Below are 17,304 nucleotides of genomic sequence, written 5' to 3'. Positions count from 1 at the left end.
GGGCGATCAATCATTCGCTTTACTTTTTTCATCATCTCTTGATGATCGCCCGTGAATTACCAGATTCGTTAAAAACGGCCCACAGACGATGATCAATTATCCAAAACAGATCAGCAAATCCGATCAGGAGCGCTTGAGGGCGGCTCCCGTGCTCATCTTTTTGTTGCTGGTGGCGCCGTCCGGTCAGGAAGCTGCGGAGCGACAGAAGCAGGCGTTTTCGGCGGTGTTGCGTGGAGCGGATCAGGTGCCGTCGCCGTTGTTTGCCGCGGCGTTGTCGGATGCGGCGGAGCACTATGAAATGATTCGTGCGGCATTTGCGGGGCGTGTGTTGGATCCGTCTGTGGAGTTGTTGGTGGTTTGCGGGGTGTTGAAGCGCTTGCCTGTGACTTCGGATGAGGTGGAGGAATACCGGCAGGGCTTGGTGTTTTTGGCCGATGCCGTCGCGCGAGCCGGGGCGCGGCGTTCTTGGTTCGGGAGGCGTGTGAGTCGCGAGAACCGTGAGCTTCTGGCGTTGCTGCGCGGGATGTTGGCGGCGTAATGATTGATGTTCATCCAGTGGGCGTTGATCGAGATTTCACGGTGCTTCGAGCGAAAAGTGATTGCTTTGCTGCAGTCCCACCACAAACTAAGGGCTACCATCCGGAAGCTGAACCGGCATTAGGTTGGTGACAGATCCTCCTTTCCTTTGGTGAACAATTCCTGCTATCCATGACCCATCAAATTCTTGAATTCGAAAAGCCGATTGTGGCATTGGAAGAGAAGCTCCACCAGCTTCTGGACGAATCCCAGCGCAGCGATATCGATCTGAGTGATCAGATCAACGAGATGCGTGCGCGGCTGATCGAGACCAAAGAAGAGATTTACGCCAACCTCACACCATGGCAGCGTGTTCAGATCGCTCGCCACACCCAGCGTCCGTTCATGCTCGATTATGTAGGCCATTGCTTCGACGACTTCCTCGAGTTGCACGGCGACCGTCACATTGGTGACGATCAGTCGATGCCTGGAGGCATTGCGCGTTTGGATGGAATGGCCTGTGTGGTGCTCGGACATCAGAAAGGCCGCGACACCAAGGAGAACCTGCTGCGCAACTTCGGCAGCGCGCACCCGGAAGGGTACCGCAAGTCGCTGCGCCTGATGCGCATGGCTGAGAAGTTCAATATGCCGATCGTTGCCTTCATCGACACCCCGGGTGCTTTCCCTGGTATCGGTGCTGAAGAGCGCAACATCGCTGAAGCGATTGCTTTCAACTTGCGTGAGATGATGCGGATCAAGACTCCAATCGTGGCTGTCGTGATTGGTGAAGGTGGATCGGGTGGTGCACTGGGTATCGGTGTTGCCGACCGTGTGTTGATGATGGAAAACGCATACTACTCGGTGATCAGCCCTGAAGGATGTGCTGCGATTCTCTGGAAGCACCGCAAGCACGCGCCCGAAGCTGCCGAGGCGATGAAGATTGCCGCTCCTGATCTTGCCGAGCTTGGCTTGATCGACGGAGTGATCAACGAGCCAAAGGGTGGCGCGCACCAAAACCCAGAGAGCGCAGCTGCTGCGTTGAAGGGTGCCATTGCCGCACAGATCGCGGAGCTCACCAAGCTCGATGACGAGGAATTGCTCAACCAGCGCTACGAGAAGTACCGCAAGTTCGGTGAGTGGACCGAAGCCTGATTCGGTAGATTCCAGGAGAAAATGACTTTGATTGCCGGGTGTCCTCTAAGCTGAGGGCCCCGGCAATCGTCGTTTCGGGGGCGCCCTGAGGCCTGATGTTCGGGGTGTCCGGCACAAGGTGAATGAATCGGAGCTTGTCTGTCGCTGATAATCAGTGCCTGAAGCGAGCCTCGGTACGTATCCTTGGCACGATGCCGTGTGAGTGGATCGGAGGGCCGATTGACCATCCTTCCAGCCCCGCATGGTGATTCGGATAATTGAGATTTTACCCTTGCAGGGATTTGGAGGTTTGCGCACCTTGACCCCGCTTGCACCATAGATTGCAACTGATCTTCCCTATGAAAAAACCACCTAGCTTTCTCAAACTGATCGCAGCCGCCAGTGTGATGGCGGCAGGTACAGTGAGTATTCACGCTCAAGACATCAATAAAGACTTCTCCAAGGGGGTGACGTTCCTCCAAGACGGGAACTCCCAGGCGGCCTACGAGACTTTTGATGCCATTATTCGCGCTCACAGCGGCAAAGCGAATGAGATCGGACCTGTGTTTGGTTCGATTTACTTTCACCGCGGTGTGGCAGCGATGCGCAAACAAGACTGGGAAAAGGCGGCGTCCGACTTCACGACCTGTTTCTCTCAGTTCAAGAACGTCGCGGATGCCAATAAGTCGAAGAACATGTACCAGACCATGGCGATGTACCAAGCCGCTGTCTGTCAGCGGATGTCTGGTCAGTACGCCGAGGCGCTGAAGAATTTCGAGGCCTTTGAGAAGCGCGCTGGTGACAAGAACATTCCGGACCGTCAGACGGTTGCCTTTAACCGTGGCGACCTGAAGGCGCACATGGCGTTCTGCTATGCCAGCGAGGGTAAGCCAAAGCTGGCAGCTGCCGCGCTTCACGACAATTACACGGATGACGGCAAGCGTGATCCAAAGACGGGTAGCCAATTCAAGGCGAACCCAATGCTCAATGAGCAGTCGCTGATCGCCACGCTCAAGGCATTCCTCGATACCGAGGACAGCGAGGGCGGGATTGAGTTCATCCGTGAGAACCGGCAGTACATCAACCGCGACGCGGGTCTGCGCTATCAGTTCGCTCAGTCGATGGGCGCACTCGGAGCTGTCGCCAATCAGGCAGGCGATTACGGTTACGCGATGGCATTGCTTTCCATCGTGCCAATGACCGATGAGTCGCTCGAGTGGCTGCGCCAGGCGAAAGGTGGAGTCGAAGCAATGGATCGTCCAGGGGGCGTGAAGTCACCACTTGGCAAGCAGATCGAAGCGATTGAGGCGAAGATTGCCAAGGATGTGGCCGAGGGGAATCCAATCGAAGTGTTGGTTCTTGAGACCATGGGGGCGATTTACGAGGCCAACCGCAACTTCGAAGGAAGCTATGCCGTGTTTGAAGAGTTGCTGGCTAAGTTCCCCAAGGCGGAGCGTCGTTCGTTCCTGCTCTACCGCGCGGCGAATGCGGCGTACGTGACTGGCCGTGTGAACGAATGCCAGAAGTACGCCGATGCGTTCATCCAAGAGTTCCCGGATCACGAGCTGCGCGATCGTGTGGAGAACATGCGTATCCTGGGGATTTTCCTCAATGGTCAGTACGAGCGTGCGTTGACTGTGTTGGAGACGGCCATCATTCCTGAAGGTTCGGATCTTGAGGATATGGCGATGTACGTCCGTGGTGCTTCGAACTATTTCCTCGGCAACTGGAACGAAGCGGCGACCGTACTCGGTGACCACGTCAACAAGTACAGGGAGTCTGAGAGCCAGTACGTGGAGAGTACCATGTTCTTCCTCGCGGACACGCAGGCGCGTTTGGGTGACTTCCGTAAGGCGGGAGCCATGCTCGACAAATATTTGGAGAAGTACCCTGAGGGGCAGCTACTCGACCGCGCGCTCTACTCGCGTGCGATGGCGCACTTCTACCTCGACGAAACGGATGCCGCTCAGAAGCGTCTCAACGACTTCTTCAGCCAAGCTCCGGACTCGCTGGTGCGTGACGAAGCTTACAAGTTGTTTGGTGACGTGATCTACAGCAGCGAAAACCCTGACGTGGAGTCGGCGCGCAAGCAGTACCAGCGTGCGCTGGAGACCGCTCAGGAGTTCGCTCACGACAACGTGGCGGCTGATGCTTTGCAGAGCTTGCTGATCTTGTCCAATGACGAGCAGGAGTGGGACAAGTCGGTGGAGATCTACGAGACCTACTTCGAGAAGTATCCAGAGGGCTTCAACCGCGCGAAGATCGCGGTGAACGGTCTCAAGCCGCTGGAAGAGGTGGGGCGTCTCGATGAAGGATTGGAAAAAGTTGCTGAACTGATCGTCGACCTCGGAAGCCAGCGTGACGCGTTCGGTGTGGAAGATCTGATCACCGCATACTCGCAGACCGCGGTGAAGGGCGGCATGGAATTGGAGGAGTTGCGCGACAAGTTGCTTAACCTCCCAGTGAGCGGCAGCGCCGAGGTGACTCGCGCGATGCTTCTGATGGCGGTGATCGACGCCTATGAGGACGCGATCAAGCAGGAGAAGGACGAAGCGCGTAAGCGTTTGCTCGCAGGTACTGTTTCCGCGCTCTACCGTCAGATGGAGGATCGTTTCGCTCCGGACCGCCTCTCCAACTACATCCTGATCCGGGTTGGCCAGCAGCTGGTGGATCGTGGTCGTAGTGCGGAAGCCGAGAAGTACCTCAAGGAGATCCTTGTGCGTGACGACACTGCTTACCAGACCGACGCGCGTTACGCCTTGGCTGAGCTCAACATGAAGCAGGGCGGTGCCGGCGATTTGGATGAATCGGTTCAGATTCTGCGCGACTTGCTCGACAACAACCCGAACGAAAAGGCAGCCAGCCGCGAGAAGTGGACTGTGCTGCTGGGTAATGCGTTGATGAAGGCCGAGAAGTGGAAGGAAGCCGAGGCTGTCTGGGATGGCTACCTTAAGGAAGGGTGGAGAAGCTTCGTGATCGAAGCCACCTTCAAGATGGGGGTCAGCCGTCAGGAGTCGGGCGACGACGGAGGGGCTCAGGCCTGCTACACCAACGTGGTGGCTTCGGATCCCGGGTACCTTGAGTACTCGCTGCCATCCTGGAAGCGCATGGCGGACATCTTCCGCGATAATGGTCGCAACCAAGACGCTTATGACACGCTGCACAACATGATCAGCCGTGTCGGCCACTTGGAAGAGAAGGATGAACAAGGCATCATTCGTGACGCCCGCGTGACGATGGAAGCCCTCGCCGCCGGTGGAGGCGTGGTGGAAAAGCCACTGCCTGCCGAGTAGCGATGATTTGATGCAGGGGCTGGTGGTTCGCCACCGCCCCTGCCGATTCGAGCAATCAACGAACTAACGAAACATTTTTAGAGTATGAAATCATTTGGACGAATTGTCAGTGGCCTGGCATTGGCAGCTGCGGTGGTGGCGCCTGTGACGGCTGTCGCTCAGACTGAAGACGAGCCATTTTATCTTGAGGCTGTGATCCGCTTCACCGAGGGCGGGTCTGCTGAGAAGGTCGAGCGTACTTATGTGCGCGATGAAAAAGGTGGCACCATCACCTACTTCCGTGGGCCGAACGGTGGCACGCCTTATACCATCGAGGTGGACAACGTAGTCGGCGTTGGTTACTACCCGGATGGGGAGCTTAACGACGCTCGAGATGCCTTTGAAATGCGCAAGTTCCGCGTTGCAGCCAAGGCATTCGCGCCGCTGGTCAAGCGCTATGAGCCTTACAAGGGCATGCCGATGTCTCCGTACACGGAAATCGCCTACAAGCACGTCTTCTCGCTGCAGGAGTCGGGTCAGTACGACGAAGCGATGACGGCTTGGAGTGAGTTGGACAAGAGCCTCCTCTCTGACTACCAGAAGGGGATGATCTCCACAGTCCCCGCCTGGGTCGCATTCCAGAAGAAGGAATGGGATCGTCTGGTGACCGTTTGTGAAGGTCTCAAGGAGACTGAGAAGATGTTGCCACTCGGCGCTGATGTGCGGATCTCGTATCTCCTTGGTTATGGCTATAACCGCGGGTCGAAGAAGGACGCCAAGCGTGCTCTCTTTGAGTTTCATCGTGCGATGACGCTCGATGCGGCGGAGTCCGAGGAGATCGTTTACGATGCGGCAATTGAGGCGCTCAAGATCTATGAACGCGACGAGCAGGTGAAGGAATATTTCCTGCTGGAAGGGCGTCCGGAGTTCAATCCGAACGCGGGCTACACCATTCCAGCCCGTTCGGCGGCGTGGATCGCCAAGATGGTGGATTCGCAGAAGCCTGCCGGTAAGAGCCTTCCTGCGGATTACCTGCGTTTCCTCGACGTGTATAAGTCCTTTGCTGCAGAGCCTACCGAGGAGGCAGCCGCCGATGGGGAGTAATCTTTGCGGCGATTACAGCCGATGATTGAGGTCATCGGATGTGTCATTTCAGTCGGGCGACGGTCGGTGACGATCGTCGCCCGATTTGTGTTCTGAGGGTGGGGCGATTCCCGCCCACTTTCAGGGGGCATCGAATGGGGGGCGGGGATTTCTCACAGGGCTGAATCCCTGTGTTTTGGTCCGTGCTCCTTTCAGGAGCGATTAGTTGGAACTACAGATCGGACGGATCGTACAGATCCGAAGGGGCGGACGGATCGGACCGGGAGGGGCGTCGCTGAGCGACGGGTTACCGGCTAGCCGGCGGTTTCAACCGCCGGGCAGCGCAAGAGTGAGAAGTGCGTCCCGAAGGGACGGTTTACCGGGATACGACCAGGGAGGAGGCGACTGGTGGCGCTGATGAGCCCAAGCCAACGATCATCGGGAGTGGGCCAGAGCACAGTCGGCGGAGTGATCGTCCATCATGCCGATGGCTTGCATGAAGGCATAGATGATCGTCGAGCCGACGAAGTTGAATCCGCGCTTCTTGAGGTCCTTGGAGAGTGCGTCGGAGATCTCCGAGGTGGCGGCGTATTCCTCCAGGGATTTTGGCCGGTTGACGATGGGTTGGCCGTCCACCCACTGCCAGAAATAGGTGTCGAGCGAGCCGAACTCAGCGATGACTTTCTGGGCTGCCAGTGCGTTGCGGCGGGCGGAGGTGACTTTGAGCCGGTTTCGGATGATACCTGGATCCAGCAGTGCCTCCTCGAGCTCGGTATCGGTCATGGCTGCCACGCGGTCGATCTCAAAGTTGTGGAAGATACGGCGGTAGTTGTCGCGCTTTTTGAGCACGGTCAGCCATGAGAGCCCGGCCTGAGCACCCTCAAGGATCAGCATCTCAAAGAGCATCCGGTCGTCATGCACCGGAACTCCCCACTGATGGTCGTGATACTCAATGTAGATCGGGTCGTCGGTGACCCACGGGCAGCGTTTCATGGCGGATTTCTGTAGAGGGGAGTGCGGTTAGTCGACCATTTTTTCGAAGCTCTCTTCATCGAGGACTTTGACGCCGAGGGATTCGGCCTTGGTCATTTTCGAGCCCGCGTTGTCACCGGCGAGGAGGTAGTCGGTTTTGCTGGAGATTGAGCCCGAGACTTTGCCACCAAGTTGTTCGATGCGCTTCTTAAACTGTGGGCGCGGGGCGCTCAGGGTGCCGGTGATGACGAAGGTGAGTCCGGTCAGTGGGAGGTCGGACGTGTCTTGCTCCGCGGGCTTGGGAGCGAAGTTGTCCGACTGAGGATTGATCCCAAATTCGCTGAGTTTGCTGAGGATGGCCTGGCCGGCGTCGGACTGGAAATAATCGAGGACGCTTTTGGCGGCGATGACGCCGAGGTCTGCGTTGATTTGGTAGTCCTTGAGCAGCGGATGGTTCTCCTTTTTGCGCTTCGAGACGGAGAGCGCTTCGTAGTTCGGGAGGTCGGCCAGAGCGGTGATGACTTCCGAGTTCGGGATGTCAGTGAGGGATTGGTGTAGGCGCGACAGTTCTGCGGCCGCGGATTCCCCGATATTGCGGATGCCCATGGCGTAGAGCCAGCGGGAGAGTGGTTGGCTCTTTGCTTTCTCCAATGCGTCGATCACCTTTTGGGCGCGTTTTTCACCGAACAAGCGGGGGACGTACTTGGTGCCGAGGTTGAGCGAGGCGAGTGTGTAGACATCCAACGAGAAGAGGTCCAGAGGTGTCGTGGCGAGCTTCTGGGAAACCAGCGCCTCGGCGACGCTTGTGCCCAGGTTGTCGATGTCCAGTGCCTTGCGCGAAGCAAACTGCGTGATGCTGGTGACGGCTTGGGCCGGGCAGGCAAAGTTGGTGCAGCGCCAGGCGACAAAGCCTTCCTCTTGGCTGATCGGCGCGTGGCATGACGGGCACTGTCCATTGACGAAGTCGAAGAGCACGAAGGGCTGACTGTCCGCCGAACGCTTTTCAGTCACGACTTTCACCACGGCCGGAATGATCTCTCCGGCTTTTTCGATGATCACGGTGTCGCCAATGCGCACGTCCTTGCGGTTGATTTCATCCTGGTTGTGGAGTGTGGCCCGGGAGACTGTGGTGCCGGAGACGAGGACAGGCGTCAGTTCCGCGACAGGGGTCAGGACGCCGGTGCGGCCGACCTGGATGGTGATGTCATTGAGCGTGGTTTCCGCTTGTTCCGGCAGGAACTTATAGGCAGCGGCCCAGCGCGGAGCGCGGGCGGTGGTACCGAGTGTGTCGCGCAGGTTGCGGTCGAGCACCTTCACCACGGCGCCGTCTGTGGCGTAATCGAAGCTGTGGCGCTTCTCGTTGAGCTCGGCGACGGCCTTCAGGGTGTCGTCGAGGGTGCTGGCGTGCCAGATCGGGTGGTTGCGTGGGATGCCGAGGGTATCGAGCAAAAGGTGAAATTCATCCTCCGAGGCGAGGGTGGGGCCGTCGTAGGCGCCGAGGCCGTGGGCGAGGAAGGCGAGAGGGCGCTTGGCGACTTCCTTTGAGTCGAGTTGTTTGAGGGTGCCTGCTGTGGCGTTGCGCGGGTTGGCGAAGGTGGGTAGCCCTTCTTCGTCGCGTTCCTCGTTCATCTTGGCGAACCCGCTGTTGGGCATGAAAATTTCGCCGCGAACTTCAAGCAGTGCGGGAGCGGAATCCGGCAACACCAGCGGTACCGATTGGATGGTCCGGACATTGGCGGTGATGTCGTCGCCCCGTTTGCCGTCGCCGCGGGTGGCTGCGTAATCGAGTGCGCCATCCCGGTACACGAGGCTGACCGCGACGCCGTCGAGCTTCGGTTCAATGGTGACCGGGATTTTCTGCTGGCCTGTGTTTTTGCGCAGGCGTTGGTAGAACTCAATCAGTTCTGCCTCGCGCGGGTGCCCGTCAGGGAGGGTGGACAATTGATCATCGCTGAGCTCGAACACATCATCGATAGAGAGCATCGGTACGAGGTGTTCTACCGAGGTGAACTCATCCAAAGGAGCGCCGCCGACGCGTTGGGTTGGCGAGTTCGGGTCGGCGAGTTTGGGGTGTTTGCGCTCTAGCTTTTCGAGTTCGCGGAAGAGCTTGTCGTACTCGGCGTCGCTGATTTCGGGTTGTGCCTTTTGGTAGTAGAGAACGTCATGGCGGCGGATCTCATCGGCGAGTTCCTGCATGCGCTCTTGTGGCGAGTCCGAGTGGTCCGAGTCGAGGTTGGCGAAAAGGTCGTCCATGGGAGAGGTGGGAAAGTAAGATCAGCTCGTTGCGTCCGTGTCGGTATCCAAGGGCGCGGTTTTGCGCTCGATGAAGCGTCCGATCGGGCGGGCGATGACGACCGAACAAAGCCCGCCGAGGACGTCGGCGGTCCAATCGTAGATGTCATTGCCGTTACGCTGAGCGGTGGTGCTTTGGTGCCATTCGTCGAGCCATCCGAGCAGGGCGATGGTGAGGGTGACGATGGCGATGCGTTTCCACAATGCAAGCTCCCGTGAGCGTGGGTGGAATCGCAAGAGCAAGTGGAGCCCCGTGCCGCCGCCTGCGAAGTAGAGGAAATGGATGATTTTGTCGGCGTGCGGGATTGTCCATCCGGTGCGCACGGTGACCGGGCCGCTTGAGAGGTAGTAGAGCAGAGCGTACCAAGCGATGAAAAGCAGCCCCCAGAATACGGGGCGGCGGATCCAGCGGGCGAGGAGTGGGGGGATGGATGGCTTTTGGGTTCCAGCAGCGGGCTCGGTCATGCAGGTCAATTGGGGGCGTGGCGTCGGCTTACGGGCGGTCTTGTTTGTTGAGTTCTTCCTCCATGCGCTCGGCGAGCCATTGTTTGATCATGCTCTGGTAGTTGAGGAACCGGCCTCGCGCAAGGCGCTTGATGCGGGCGAGCATGCGTGGGTCGAAGCGCAGGGTGATCGACGTTGATTCTTTCGAGTCAAAGCGGTGGACCGAGGAGTCGATGAGTTTGGTGTCGAGGGTGTGGTTTTCCCAGAAAGCGGCTTCGTCTTCCTCGGACTCGAATGGGGGTATCTCGGACCAGTGCTGGATGGCATTCATGGCGGTGGGAAGTTGGATGCTGGGGTCAGAGCAACTCGGCGTTGCGGCGATCGTAGAAATGACTTTCCTGCTCGGTCATGTCGCGTGCGGCGATGACACGGACTTTTTTGCCGTCCGACCAGAACACGACAAAAAGCGAACGGGAGTCCAGCGTGCGGCCGAGCAGGATGAAGCGCGACTCTTCATCTCCGTAGGGGCTTTCCGGTAGGACGCGGATCGAGAATGGATCTTCGAAGGCTTCTTCGAGTTCACGCGGTTGGATCTTGGAGGTGTCGATCGCGATGTCCAGCCAGTCGAATTCCATGAGTGAGAGATGGGCGTAGGTGGAAGGGGCGGCAGTGACCTGCCGGATAGGTTCGCGGATGTTTGTAGGCTGGTCTGGTTGGGGTGGCAAGGATTCCGGCCGACGAATTACGAAATTTTTGGGATTGGAGGAGAGGGCTGGAGCCTCTGAGGAATTGGTGACGTCGGATGTTGCCTGATGGGTGTGTGACGGCGTAGCTTGTTATCGATATGAGTGAATTTTTGCGTAGTTGGGTAATGCGGTGGCTGGCATGTTGGGTGGTGCTGTGGGGTGGTGCGATCACCGCTGCGGCCGATGATGGCGGCGTGGAGTCGGTGGCTGTGGTGAATGTGGGCAACGACGAGGTAAGCCGGGCTGCGGATTGGCGCCGGGTTGCTGATGTGTTGCAAGCGTTGCAGGACGCGGGGGAAGAACAAGTCGTGTTGCAAATCCGGACGACGACAGGTTTCGACCAACGTGTGGCTGAGCAGATGGTTCGAAAACTGCCTGCACTGGAGATGCGGACGGTGGGTTGGGTGGATGGCACGGCGTTGTCCGGCGGGGCGATCGCCGCGTTGTTGTGCGACGAGCTCGTAGTTTCTCCATCGGCAGTGATCGGTGATGTCTTTGATCCTTCGAGTGTAGCGGGACGCGCGCCGGACGACAGCGGCGAGGCCGCGGATAAAGAGCGAGCGAAGGATGTGCGCGATGCCAAGCGGGTGGCGCGGTTGTTGGCGGCGCAGTTGGTGGCGGTTACACGGGAGCATGCGTGGGCACGGCCTTTGGTGAATGGGTGGTTTGGTGACCAGGCTGCGGCGCGTGAGAAGCTCGGGTTGGAGCCGGCCGCCAGTGGTGAGGAAGATGCTCCGCTGGTATTGATGGCGGATGAGGCCGTGGCAGTTGGGCTGGCGGTGCGCAGTGCGGACTCGTTGGATGATGTTGCGGAGGGTGAAACTCAGCAGCTGCGTACGGTGCGCGAGGTAGAGCGCTGGGCGGCGGAGAAAAAGCAGCGTGTTGATGCGGCCAAGGAGAAGCAATTTGCCGAGGACAAACAGAGTGCGGACTCCGCATCGGGCGATGTCCAAGTGGCGGAAAGTGACGAGCAAAAGTCCGGACCCGCGGTGCCATTTGGCAATGTGGATGAAGTCTCGTACACCGATAAGATTGTCGTGATCGAGGTGGGGCAGGATTCGTTGGTGAATCAGGCCAACTTTGAGTTCATGGAGCGCGCTTTGTTGAAAGCCGACAAAGATGGAGCAAAGGCGATTGTGTTCGATATGGACACGCCGGGGGGCTTGGTGTGGCAGACCAGTGAGCTGATGCTCAAGACGCTGATCAATTTGAAAACCCCGACCTTCACCTATGTGAACACGCGAGCGATTTCGGCGGGATCGCTGGTGGCGGTGGCGACCGATGCGATTTACATGGCGCCGGGCGCGACGATCGGCTCAGCCGGTGTGGTGCAAGGCGGTGGTCAGGATTTGGCCGAGACCATGGAGCAAAAGGTGGTCAGCATGGTGATCTCGACCGCACGCAACGCGGCGATTCAGAATGGCCACAACCCGGATGTGGTCGAGGCGTTTATCGACAAGGATAAGGAGGTGGTGATCGATGGAGAGGTGATCTCGAAGGCTGGCGAGATGCTCAATTTGAACACACCAGAAGCGACGCGGAAGATCAATGGGCGACCAGTGCTGGCGAAGGGAGAAGTGAACAGTATCGAGGAATTGCTGGCGGCCGAGGGGATCGAATACGCCCCAGAGGATCTCATCAAGGCCGAGCAGATGGGCTTTGAAAAGTTCGCTTTCTGGGTGGTGAAGCTGGCGCCGCTTCTGATCATGCTCGGCGTGATCGGTGCGTACACCGAAATGAAAACCCCAGGGCTCGGGATTCCCGGGTTGGTGGCGATTTGCGCATTTGGGATCTATTTCTTCGGCGCGCACTTGGCTGGCAAGCTTGCAGGGTTCGAACTGGTCGCGCTTTTCGTGCTTGGGATGGTGTTGATTTTGCTCGAGATATTCGTGATCCCGACGACCTTTATTTTCGGGCTGATCGGTGCGGTGATGGTGTTTGCGTCGTTGGCGCTTGGGTTGGTGGACAAGGCACCGGTGATTGCACCCGATGGTGGGGATATTCAGTGGGGGGAGTTGCTTGGGGATGTGTTGATCGACCCGTTGTTGATGGTGAGTCTGGGGTTTGCCGGAGCGATGGCTGTGATTCTTGTGTTGATGCGCTATTTGCCGAGTGTGCCGTTGTTCCACCGGTTCATCTTGGAGAAATCGGTGCCGGTGGGTACGTCGTCGGCGTTGGGCAATGAGCCGGCCGACCAGACATCGCAGGGGGCCAAGTCGTATGTCGGGCGTCGTGGTGTGGCGGACTCTGTGCTGCGTCCTTCCGGGCGTGCCATGATCGACGGCGAGGTGGTCGATGTCGTGTCCGATGGCGAGTTCATCAACCAGGGGGCAGCGGTAGAAGTCGTTGCTCAGGAAGGTTTGCGTGTGGTCGTCAAGGAAGTGGAACCGGATGCGTAGCGCGCTACCGGGCCTCGGATTTGATCACGATCAGTAGCGGGCGGTGGTCACTGGCCTCGGCGGTTGCCGGATGGTCGATTACTCGCGATTGGTCCATCACAACGAAGGGTCGTAGTTGGCGGCTGACGAAAACGTAGTCGAGTCGCGAGTACAGTTCGTTGTGCGCCCAGAAATGAGTCCAGACATGGCCGCGGCTGTCCTGCAGTCTTACGTCGCTGAGTAGGTGCTCCGGGTTGCCTGCATCGCGGATCATGTGGACGGCGGTCGATTGCTTCGTGTCATTGAAGTCGCCGAAGAGAATGAGGCGGGTCTTGGGCGCGGCGTTGAGCGAACGGATGACGTGGTTGCGGACGACGAACGCTTCCTGGTTGCGGATCTCCTCCTGGTCGAACTGGGGAACTTCGCGTTTTGATTTCAGGTGGACGCCCATCAGTCGGAGTTCAAAGTCTGGGCGGATTGTCACGGTGGCGTCGAGGATGCCGCGGTTGATAGGCATGCGGGTAGCGCCAATCGGAAATGTGGGCACGGGATCGAGAAGGTGGGGGACGATGGGGAAGCTCGAAAGCAGGGCGAGATGGCGGTGAGGGTCTGGCGCGTCGAGCAGGAGGCGGTGCGGGAGCTCGATGCCGGCGGCCTTGAGTCGGCTTTGCAGGTCTGCCAGATCGTTCTCGGTACCTATTTCACAGAGGCCGATGATGTCTGGTTTGGAGGAGGCGATCACTTCGACCAGTGCGGTGATTTCGCTTTCGGGTTTGGGCTGGGCGGTGACGGTGCCATTCTCAGCCGTGCGCTCCATGGTCAGGTAGTTCTTTACGTTGTAGGCTAGGAAGCGAACCTCCGAAGCGGTGGCCATCGTGGCGAGAGTGAGCCACAGCAGGGAGACGAGTGAGACAATGCGACCTAACTGAATCATGGAATGTCATTCGTGACATGGATTGCGCGGGCGATCAATGCAGGGGTGGAGGAAGCTGCGGCGCGGTCATTAAGCTTTCCTAAATATTTCCTTGGCGGACTTGCTTGACAGGAGGGGAATCGTGTCTACTTTGCCCTCTCTCACACCGGGATTGTGCCTGTGGGCAATGCTGCCTGGTCTGACGAGACAGTCCCTTTTAGATTCACATCAGCCTGTTTACCAACCATGTCCAAGCGCACCTACCAGCCGTCGAAACGCTCCCGCAAGAACCAGCACGGGTTCCGTGCACGTATGAAGACCAAGTCCGGTCGTGACATCATCCGCCGTCGTCGTGCCAAGGGCCGCAAGCGTTTGATTCCGAAAGGTGCGGAGCTTCAGTACAAGCGTCACACCACCCAGCACTAAGCTACGCTTGATTTTTGACCGTCATCCAGTGGCGACTCCGTTCGCGGGTCGCGCCGGGTGGCGGTATTTTTTTGGCTACGAACGAGCGTGTGACCGAGGCAACTGGCGGTCGGTGAGTGTCCGGCGGGTTGCGAAAGTTTGGATGCGTTGTTTTGTAGGGGGTGGTGTCGTTGAGCTTGCTGTGATTGGTGGCAGGGACGACGTTGCGCCGAGCTTGCGGGGATGATGATTTTCCCGGGGCTGAAAATGAGAGTCTCGTTTTACGATGAAGCTGCCCAGGTCTCGAATTATCCGAGCGTCGACTGATTTCGCCAAAGTGCGGAAGATGGGTCGGACGTTTGCCGGGCGCTATTTGTTGATTGGTGTGGTGCGCCGTGAGGGGCGGCCACATCAAGGCGAGCGCCCGCGTTTTGGGTTTGTGACGCCGAAGTATGTCGGTGGCGCGGTGCAGCGCAACTTGGTGCGCCGTCGCTTCAAGGCGTTGGCGGTTGAGTTGGGGGATTCGATCGATGGGCCGTTTGATGTGGTGACCGTGGCGCGCCGACCCGCGGGGAATGCGTCATACGCGCGATTACTGAACGATTGGGTCAAGACCGCGCGCAAGGCAAAGTTGTTGCCCAAGGATTTTCGTTTGCCCGAGCCATCGCAATCAAAGGAGGGCGAGGCGTGAAGTGGTTGTTGATCGCGTTGATCCGGTTTTACCAGATCGTCATCAGCAAGCCCTTGCACTTTATCTGCGGGCCGTTTGCGGGCTGCCGCTTTGAGCCGAGTTGCTCAGAGTACGGGTTGCAGGCAGTTCGTTATCACGGTGCGATCCGAGGTGGTTGGTTGGCGCTTGTGCGGATTTGCCGGTGTAACCCGTGGGGAGGATGTGGTTGGGACCCTGTTCCGGGTGTTCCCGAGGTTGACAACGGGCAATCCCGGAGTCCTGTCTCTACCTCCAAGTCGTGTGATCACTGTGGTGATTGAGTGACGTGAATTTTTGGCCCTGGAGATCGGGGCGCAGTTGATTTTTTAGACCAGAATTTTCATTCCAGAGAGAACTTAGCAATGGACCGTAAAGCGTGGATTGTCGTTATTTTGTGTGGCATTGGCTTGATTGCCAATATGTGGTGGAGCTCCGAGCAGGCGAAGAAGTACGCCGAGCAGCAGCAGAACCAGCCTCAAGTTGAACAGACTTCTGAGGAAGCTGAAACCAACCCGGTGATCACCGCGCCTGGCAGCTCTGCCGCTCCGGCGGAGGTGGTGAAGCCGGAGTCCGTGGTTGAAGCTCAGGAGTTCGAGATCGTCGCTGAGACCGGCTATGGCGAGGACAAGGAAGCCGAGCGCGTGAAGTACGTCTTCACCAACATTGGTGGTGGCTTGGCCCGTATCGAGTACTTGGATGACCCGTCCAACAAACACACCAATGGACCGAAGATCGTCAACGAGAACTCGAACTTCGCTATCGGTGCACTGACTTTTGGCAATGACATCGAGCGCGGCGGCTACGAGGTGGTTGCGCAGGGCGAGCGCTTCATTGAGTTCCGTGGCAACACATTCCAGGGAATGGTCGCGACCAAGCGCTACGAGCTGGTTGAAGCGACATCGAAAGAAGGCGCGAACTACCGCCTGACCGTGAAGGTCAGCCTTGAGCTTCCGGGCGAAGGGGTGATCACCACTGATTCGATCGGTATGTTCTTCGGTGAGATCGGACCGGAAATCGCAGAAGAGGGTGTGCAGCTCAGCGGTTTCGGCTGGTTGGTTGATGGTGAGACTGATTTCACCAGCGCGACCAAGTTCAAGGGCGGTATGTTCAGCGACGATCGCGACGAGATCAGCGAGACACTGACCAACCCGACCTGGGTGGCGGTGATGAACCAGTTCTACGCATTGGTGCTGTCGCCGACCAGTGGCCTCGAGGGGGACGCTCGTCTGATTGCCCGTCCGGTGAATGTGACCGTGGAAGGACGTCAGCCTGGCGATGCCAAGGATGTCAAAGCGGTGAGCGGATACCTCGGGCTCGGGAGCGTGAATGTGGCTCCAGGCACCAAAAAGGATTTTGAGTTCGAGCTCTACGCCGGACCGAAGAACTACGAGATGCTCAAGAAGGTGGGCGGTGAGCGTCAGTTGGTCATGTTCTACGATGACATGCCGGTGATCGGCTTCATCGCGGCTCCGTTCTCGCGCTTGCTCAACTGGGGGATGCACAAGATCCAGACGGTGAGCGTGAACTACGGTATCGCCATTATCTGCATCACCTTGCTCATCCGCATCGTGCTTTGGCCGCTGTACGCGAAGTCGCAGAAGACGATGAAGCGGATGTCGAAGCTGGCTCCAATGATGCAGGAGATCCGCGAAAAGTATGCGGATGACCCGCAGAAGATGAACATGAAGACCATGGAGCTCTACCGCGACTACGGTGTGAGCCCAATGGGCGGCTGCTTGCCAATGTTCCTCCAGATGCCGATCTTCTTCGGCTTCTACCGCATGCTCCAGTACGCAGCGGAACTGCGCCACGAAGGATTCTTGTGGGTGCCTGACCTTTCCCAGCCGGATACCCTTGATCATGTCTTTGGCTTCCCGATCAATGTGCTGCCATTGCTGATGGCTGTCACGATGTTCATCCAGATGAAGATCACGCCGAAGACCACGGACAACGCGCAGCAGAAGATTTTCATGTTCCTGCCGTTCGTGTTCCTGATCATCTGTTACAACTTCGCCTCGGCGCTTGCGTTGTACTGGACGACACAGAACATCTTCTCGATCGGTCAGACCTGGTGGGCGAGCCGCCAGCCGGACGTGGAGTTGGTGAAGAAGCCAAAGAAGAAGCGCCCATCGCTGGCTGAGTTGCAAAAGCAGCGCGCAGCAATGAGCCAGGGCCGCACGGTGGACGAAGAACCGAAAAAGCCGAAGAAGCGCCAGCCGCGCACCGGTGGTTAATCCGCCGCAATAGCTGGAATTTTACAAAACGCAGTCGGAGCTCAATCCGGCTGCGTTTCTTGTTTTTACGGCAGGACGCGAACTGGGTTCAGAGGTGGGAACCACGAAGAGCACGAAATACACGAAGGATGAAACGGAGCAGCGGGCTCCAGTCCCGCCACGGGTTCAATCGGGCACAGCCACTCAGGAGATGAGCCATGTGGAGCTCG

15 protein-coding genes are annotated in these 17,304 nt (G+C 58.1%); 9 read left to right on the top strand and 6 right to left on the bottom strand.

The genetic code is table 11. The features are described from left to right. The first annotated feature begins 88 nt into the window (after nt 1-88). The 4 genes from G3M56_RS09890 (at nt 89) to G3M56_RS09875 (ending at nt 6,023) form a co-directional block, all read left to right on the top strand. Complete coding sequence (locus G3M56_RS09890) at nt 89-538, top strand: hypothetical protein (protein WP_164362421.1); 450 nt, start codon at nt 89-91, stop codon at nt 536-538. Nucleotides 539-708: 170 nt separating this feature from the next. Then, complete coding sequence (locus G3M56_RS09885; RefSeq protein ID WP_164362423.1) at nt 709-1,668, top strand: acetyl-CoA carboxylase carboxyltransferase subunit alpha; 960 nt, start codon at nt 709-711, stop codon at nt 1,666-1,668. Between the two features lie 338 nt (nt 1,669-2,006). Further along, nucleotides 2,007-4,940 carry a tetratricopeptide repeat protein gene (locus G3M56_RS09880; protein WP_164362425.1) on the top strand — a complete coding sequence of 978 codons (2,934 nt, stop codon included), beginning with the start codon at nt 2,007-2,009 and terminating at the stop codon, nt 4,938-4,940. A gap of 84 nt (nt 4,941-5,024) precedes the next feature. Continuing rightward, nucleotides 5,025-6,023: a Mul1B family putative transporter subunit gene (locus G3M56_RS09875; protein WP_164362426.1), complete on the top strand. Its 999-nt coding sequence runs from the start codon at nt 5,025-5,027 to the stop codon at nt 6,021-6,023. A gap of 414 nt (nt 6,024-6,437) precedes the next feature. Here the strand turns inward: G3M56_RS09875 and G3M56_RS09870 are convergent, their stop codons facing one another. Genes G3M56_RS09870 through G3M56_RS09850 form a run of 5 tightly spaced genes read right to left on the bottom strand, consistent with a single transcriptional unit; the run spans nt 6,438 to nt 10,345 of the window. Continuing rightward, on the bottom strand, nt 6,438-6,995 hold the full coding sequence (locus tag G3M56_RS09870; RefSeq protein ID WP_164362428.1) for a DNA-3-methyladenine glycosylase I: 558 nt from the start codon (nt 6,993-6,995) through the stop codon (nt 6,438-6,440). Between the two features lie 27 nt (nt 6,996-7,022). Then, nucleotides 7,023-9,227 carry an NAD-dependent DNA ligase LigA gene (gene ligA / locus G3M56_RS09865; protein ID WP_164362429.1) on the bottom strand — a complete coding sequence of 735 codons (2,205 nt, stop codon included), beginning with the start codon at nt 9,225-9,227 and terminating at the stop codon, nt 7,023-7,025. Between the two features lie 21 nt (nt 9,228-9,248). Continuing rightward, on the bottom strand, nt 9,249-9,731 hold the full coding sequence (locus tag G3M56_RS09860) for a VanZ family protein (protein WP_164362431.1): 483 nt from the start codon (nt 9,729-9,731) through the stop codon (nt 9,249-9,251). 28 nt (nt 9,732-9,759) lie between these two features. Beyond that, entirely contained in the window at nt 9,760-10,041 is a 282-nt protein-coding gene (locus G3M56_RS09855; RefSeq protein ID WP_164362432.1) for a CopG family antitoxin, read from the bottom strand. A gap of 25 nt (nt 10,042-10,066) precedes the next feature. Continuing rightward, nucleotides 10,067-10,345 (bottom strand): BrnT family toxin, encoded by a 279-nt coding sequence (locus tag G3M56_RS09850; protein WP_164362434.1) that lies wholly within the window; start codon nt 10,343-10,345, stop codon nt 10,067-10,069. Between the two features lie 209 nt (nt 10,346-10,554). On the opposite strand from G3M56_RS09850, the gene G3M56_RS09845 reads away from it, so the two are divergent. Next, on the top strand, nt 10,555-12,855 hold the full coding sequence (locus G3M56_RS09845; RefSeq protein ID WP_164362435.1) for an NfeD family protein: 2,301 nt from the start codon (nt 10,555-10,557) through the stop codon (nt 12,853-12,855). A gap of 4 nt (nt 12,856-12,859) precedes the next feature. Here the strand turns inward: G3M56_RS09845 and G3M56_RS09840 are convergent, their stop codons facing one another. After that, nucleotides 12,860-13,768, bottom strand: a complete 909-nt coding sequence (locus G3M56_RS09840; RefSeq protein ID WP_164362437.1) for an endonuclease/exonuclease/phosphatase family protein — start codon at nt 13,766-13,768, stop codon at nt 12,860-12,862. Between the two features lie 225 nt (nt 13,769-13,993). Here G3M56_RS09840 and rpmH point away from each other — a divergent pair, with 225 nt between their 5' ends. The 4 genes from rpmH (at nt 13,994) to G3M56_RS09820 (ending at nt 17,095) form a co-directional block, all read left to right on the top strand. After that, nucleotides 13,994-14,173, top strand: coding sequence for a 50S ribosomal protein L34 (rpmH, locus tag G3M56_RS09835; RefSeq protein ID WP_164362439.1), 180 nt, complete (start codon nt 13,994-13,996; stop codon nt 14,171-14,173). Between the two features lie 265 nt (nt 14,174-14,438). Continuing rightward, nucleotides 14,439-14,843, top strand: a complete 405-nt coding sequence (gene rnpA, locus G3M56_RS09830) for a ribonuclease P protein component (protein WP_164362441.1) — start codon at nt 14,439-14,441, stop codon at nt 14,841-14,843. Next, nucleotides 14,840-15,142: a membrane protein insertion efficiency factor YidD gene (gene yidD / locus G3M56_RS09825; RefSeq protein ID WP_164362442.1), complete on the top strand. Its 303-nt coding sequence runs from the start codon at nt 14,840-14,842 to the stop codon at nt 15,140-15,142. The genes rnpA and yidD overlap by 4 nt, the downstream gene beginning before the upstream one ends. A gap of 81 nt (nt 15,143-15,223) precedes the next feature. Next, a complete protein-coding gene (locus tag G3M56_RS09820) occupies nt 15,224-17,095 on the top strand; it encodes a YidC/Oxa1 family insertase periplasmic-domain containing protein (protein WP_164362444.1) in 1,872 nt (623 codons plus the stop codon). Nucleotides 17,096-17,304 lie beyond the last annotated feature (209 nt).

The organism is Sulfuriroseicoccus oceanibius (genome assembly GCF_010681825.2).
GTDB classification, from domain to species: Bacteria; Verrucomicrobiota; Verrucomicrobiia; order Verrucomicrobiales; family SLCJ01; genus Sulfuriroseicoccus; species Sulfuriroseicoccus oceanibius.
This window is presented reverse-complemented; position numbering and strand designations above follow the sequence as displayed.

Coding starts and splice junctions, on each gene's coding strand:
- G3M56_RS09890 (WP_164362421.1), top strand. CDS start 89: ATGATCAATTATCCAAAACAGATCAGCAAATCCGATCAGGAGCGCTTG.
- G3M56_RS09885 (WP_164362423.1), top strand. CDS start 709: ATGACCCATCAAATTCTTGAATTCGAAAAGCCGATTGTGGCATTGGAA.
- G3M56_RS09880 (WP_164362425.1), top strand. CDS start 2,007: ATGAAAAAACCACCTAGCTTTCTCAAACTGATCGCAGCCGCCAGTGTG.
- G3M56_RS09875 (WP_164362426.1), top strand. CDS start 5,025: ATGAAATCATTTGGACGAATTGTCAGTGGCCTGGCATTGGCAGCTGCG.
- G3M56_RS09870 (WP_164362428.1), bottom strand. CDS start 6,995: ATGAAACGCTGCCCGTGGGTCACCGACGACCCGATCTACATTGAGTAT.
- ligA (WP_164362429.1), bottom strand. CDS start 9,227: ATGGACGACCTTTTCGCCAACCTCGACTCGGACCACTCGGACTCGCCA.
- G3M56_RS09860 (WP_164362431.1), bottom strand. CDS start 9,731: ATGACCGAGCCCGCTGCTGGAACCCAAAAGCCATCCATCCCCCCACTC.
- G3M56_RS09855 (WP_164362432.1), bottom strand. CDS start 10,041: ATGAATGCCATCCAGCACTGGTCCGAGATACCCCCATTCGAGTCCGAG.
- G3M56_RS09850 (WP_164362434.1), bottom strand. CDS start 10,345: ATGGAATTCGACTGGCTGGACATCGCGATCGACACCTCCAAGATCCAA.
- G3M56_RS09845 (WP_164362435.1), top strand. CDS start 10,555: ATGAGTGAATTTTTGCGTAGTTGGGTAATGCGGTGGCTGGCATGTTGG.
- G3M56_RS09840 (WP_164362437.1), bottom strand. CDS start 13,768: ATGATTCAGTTAGGTCGCATTGTCTCACTCGTCTCCCTGCTGTGGCTC.
- rpmH (WP_164362439.1), top strand. CDS start 13,994: ATGTCCAAGCGCACCTACCAGCCGTCGAAACGCTCCCGCAAGAACCAG.
- rnpA (WP_164362441.1), top strand. CDS start 14,439: ATGAAGCTGCCCAGGTCTCGAATTATCCGAGCGTCGACTGATTTCGCC.
- G3M56_RS09820 (WP_164362444.1), top strand. CDS start 15,224: ATGGACCGTAAAGCGTGGATTGTCGTTATTTTGTGTGGCATTGGCTTG.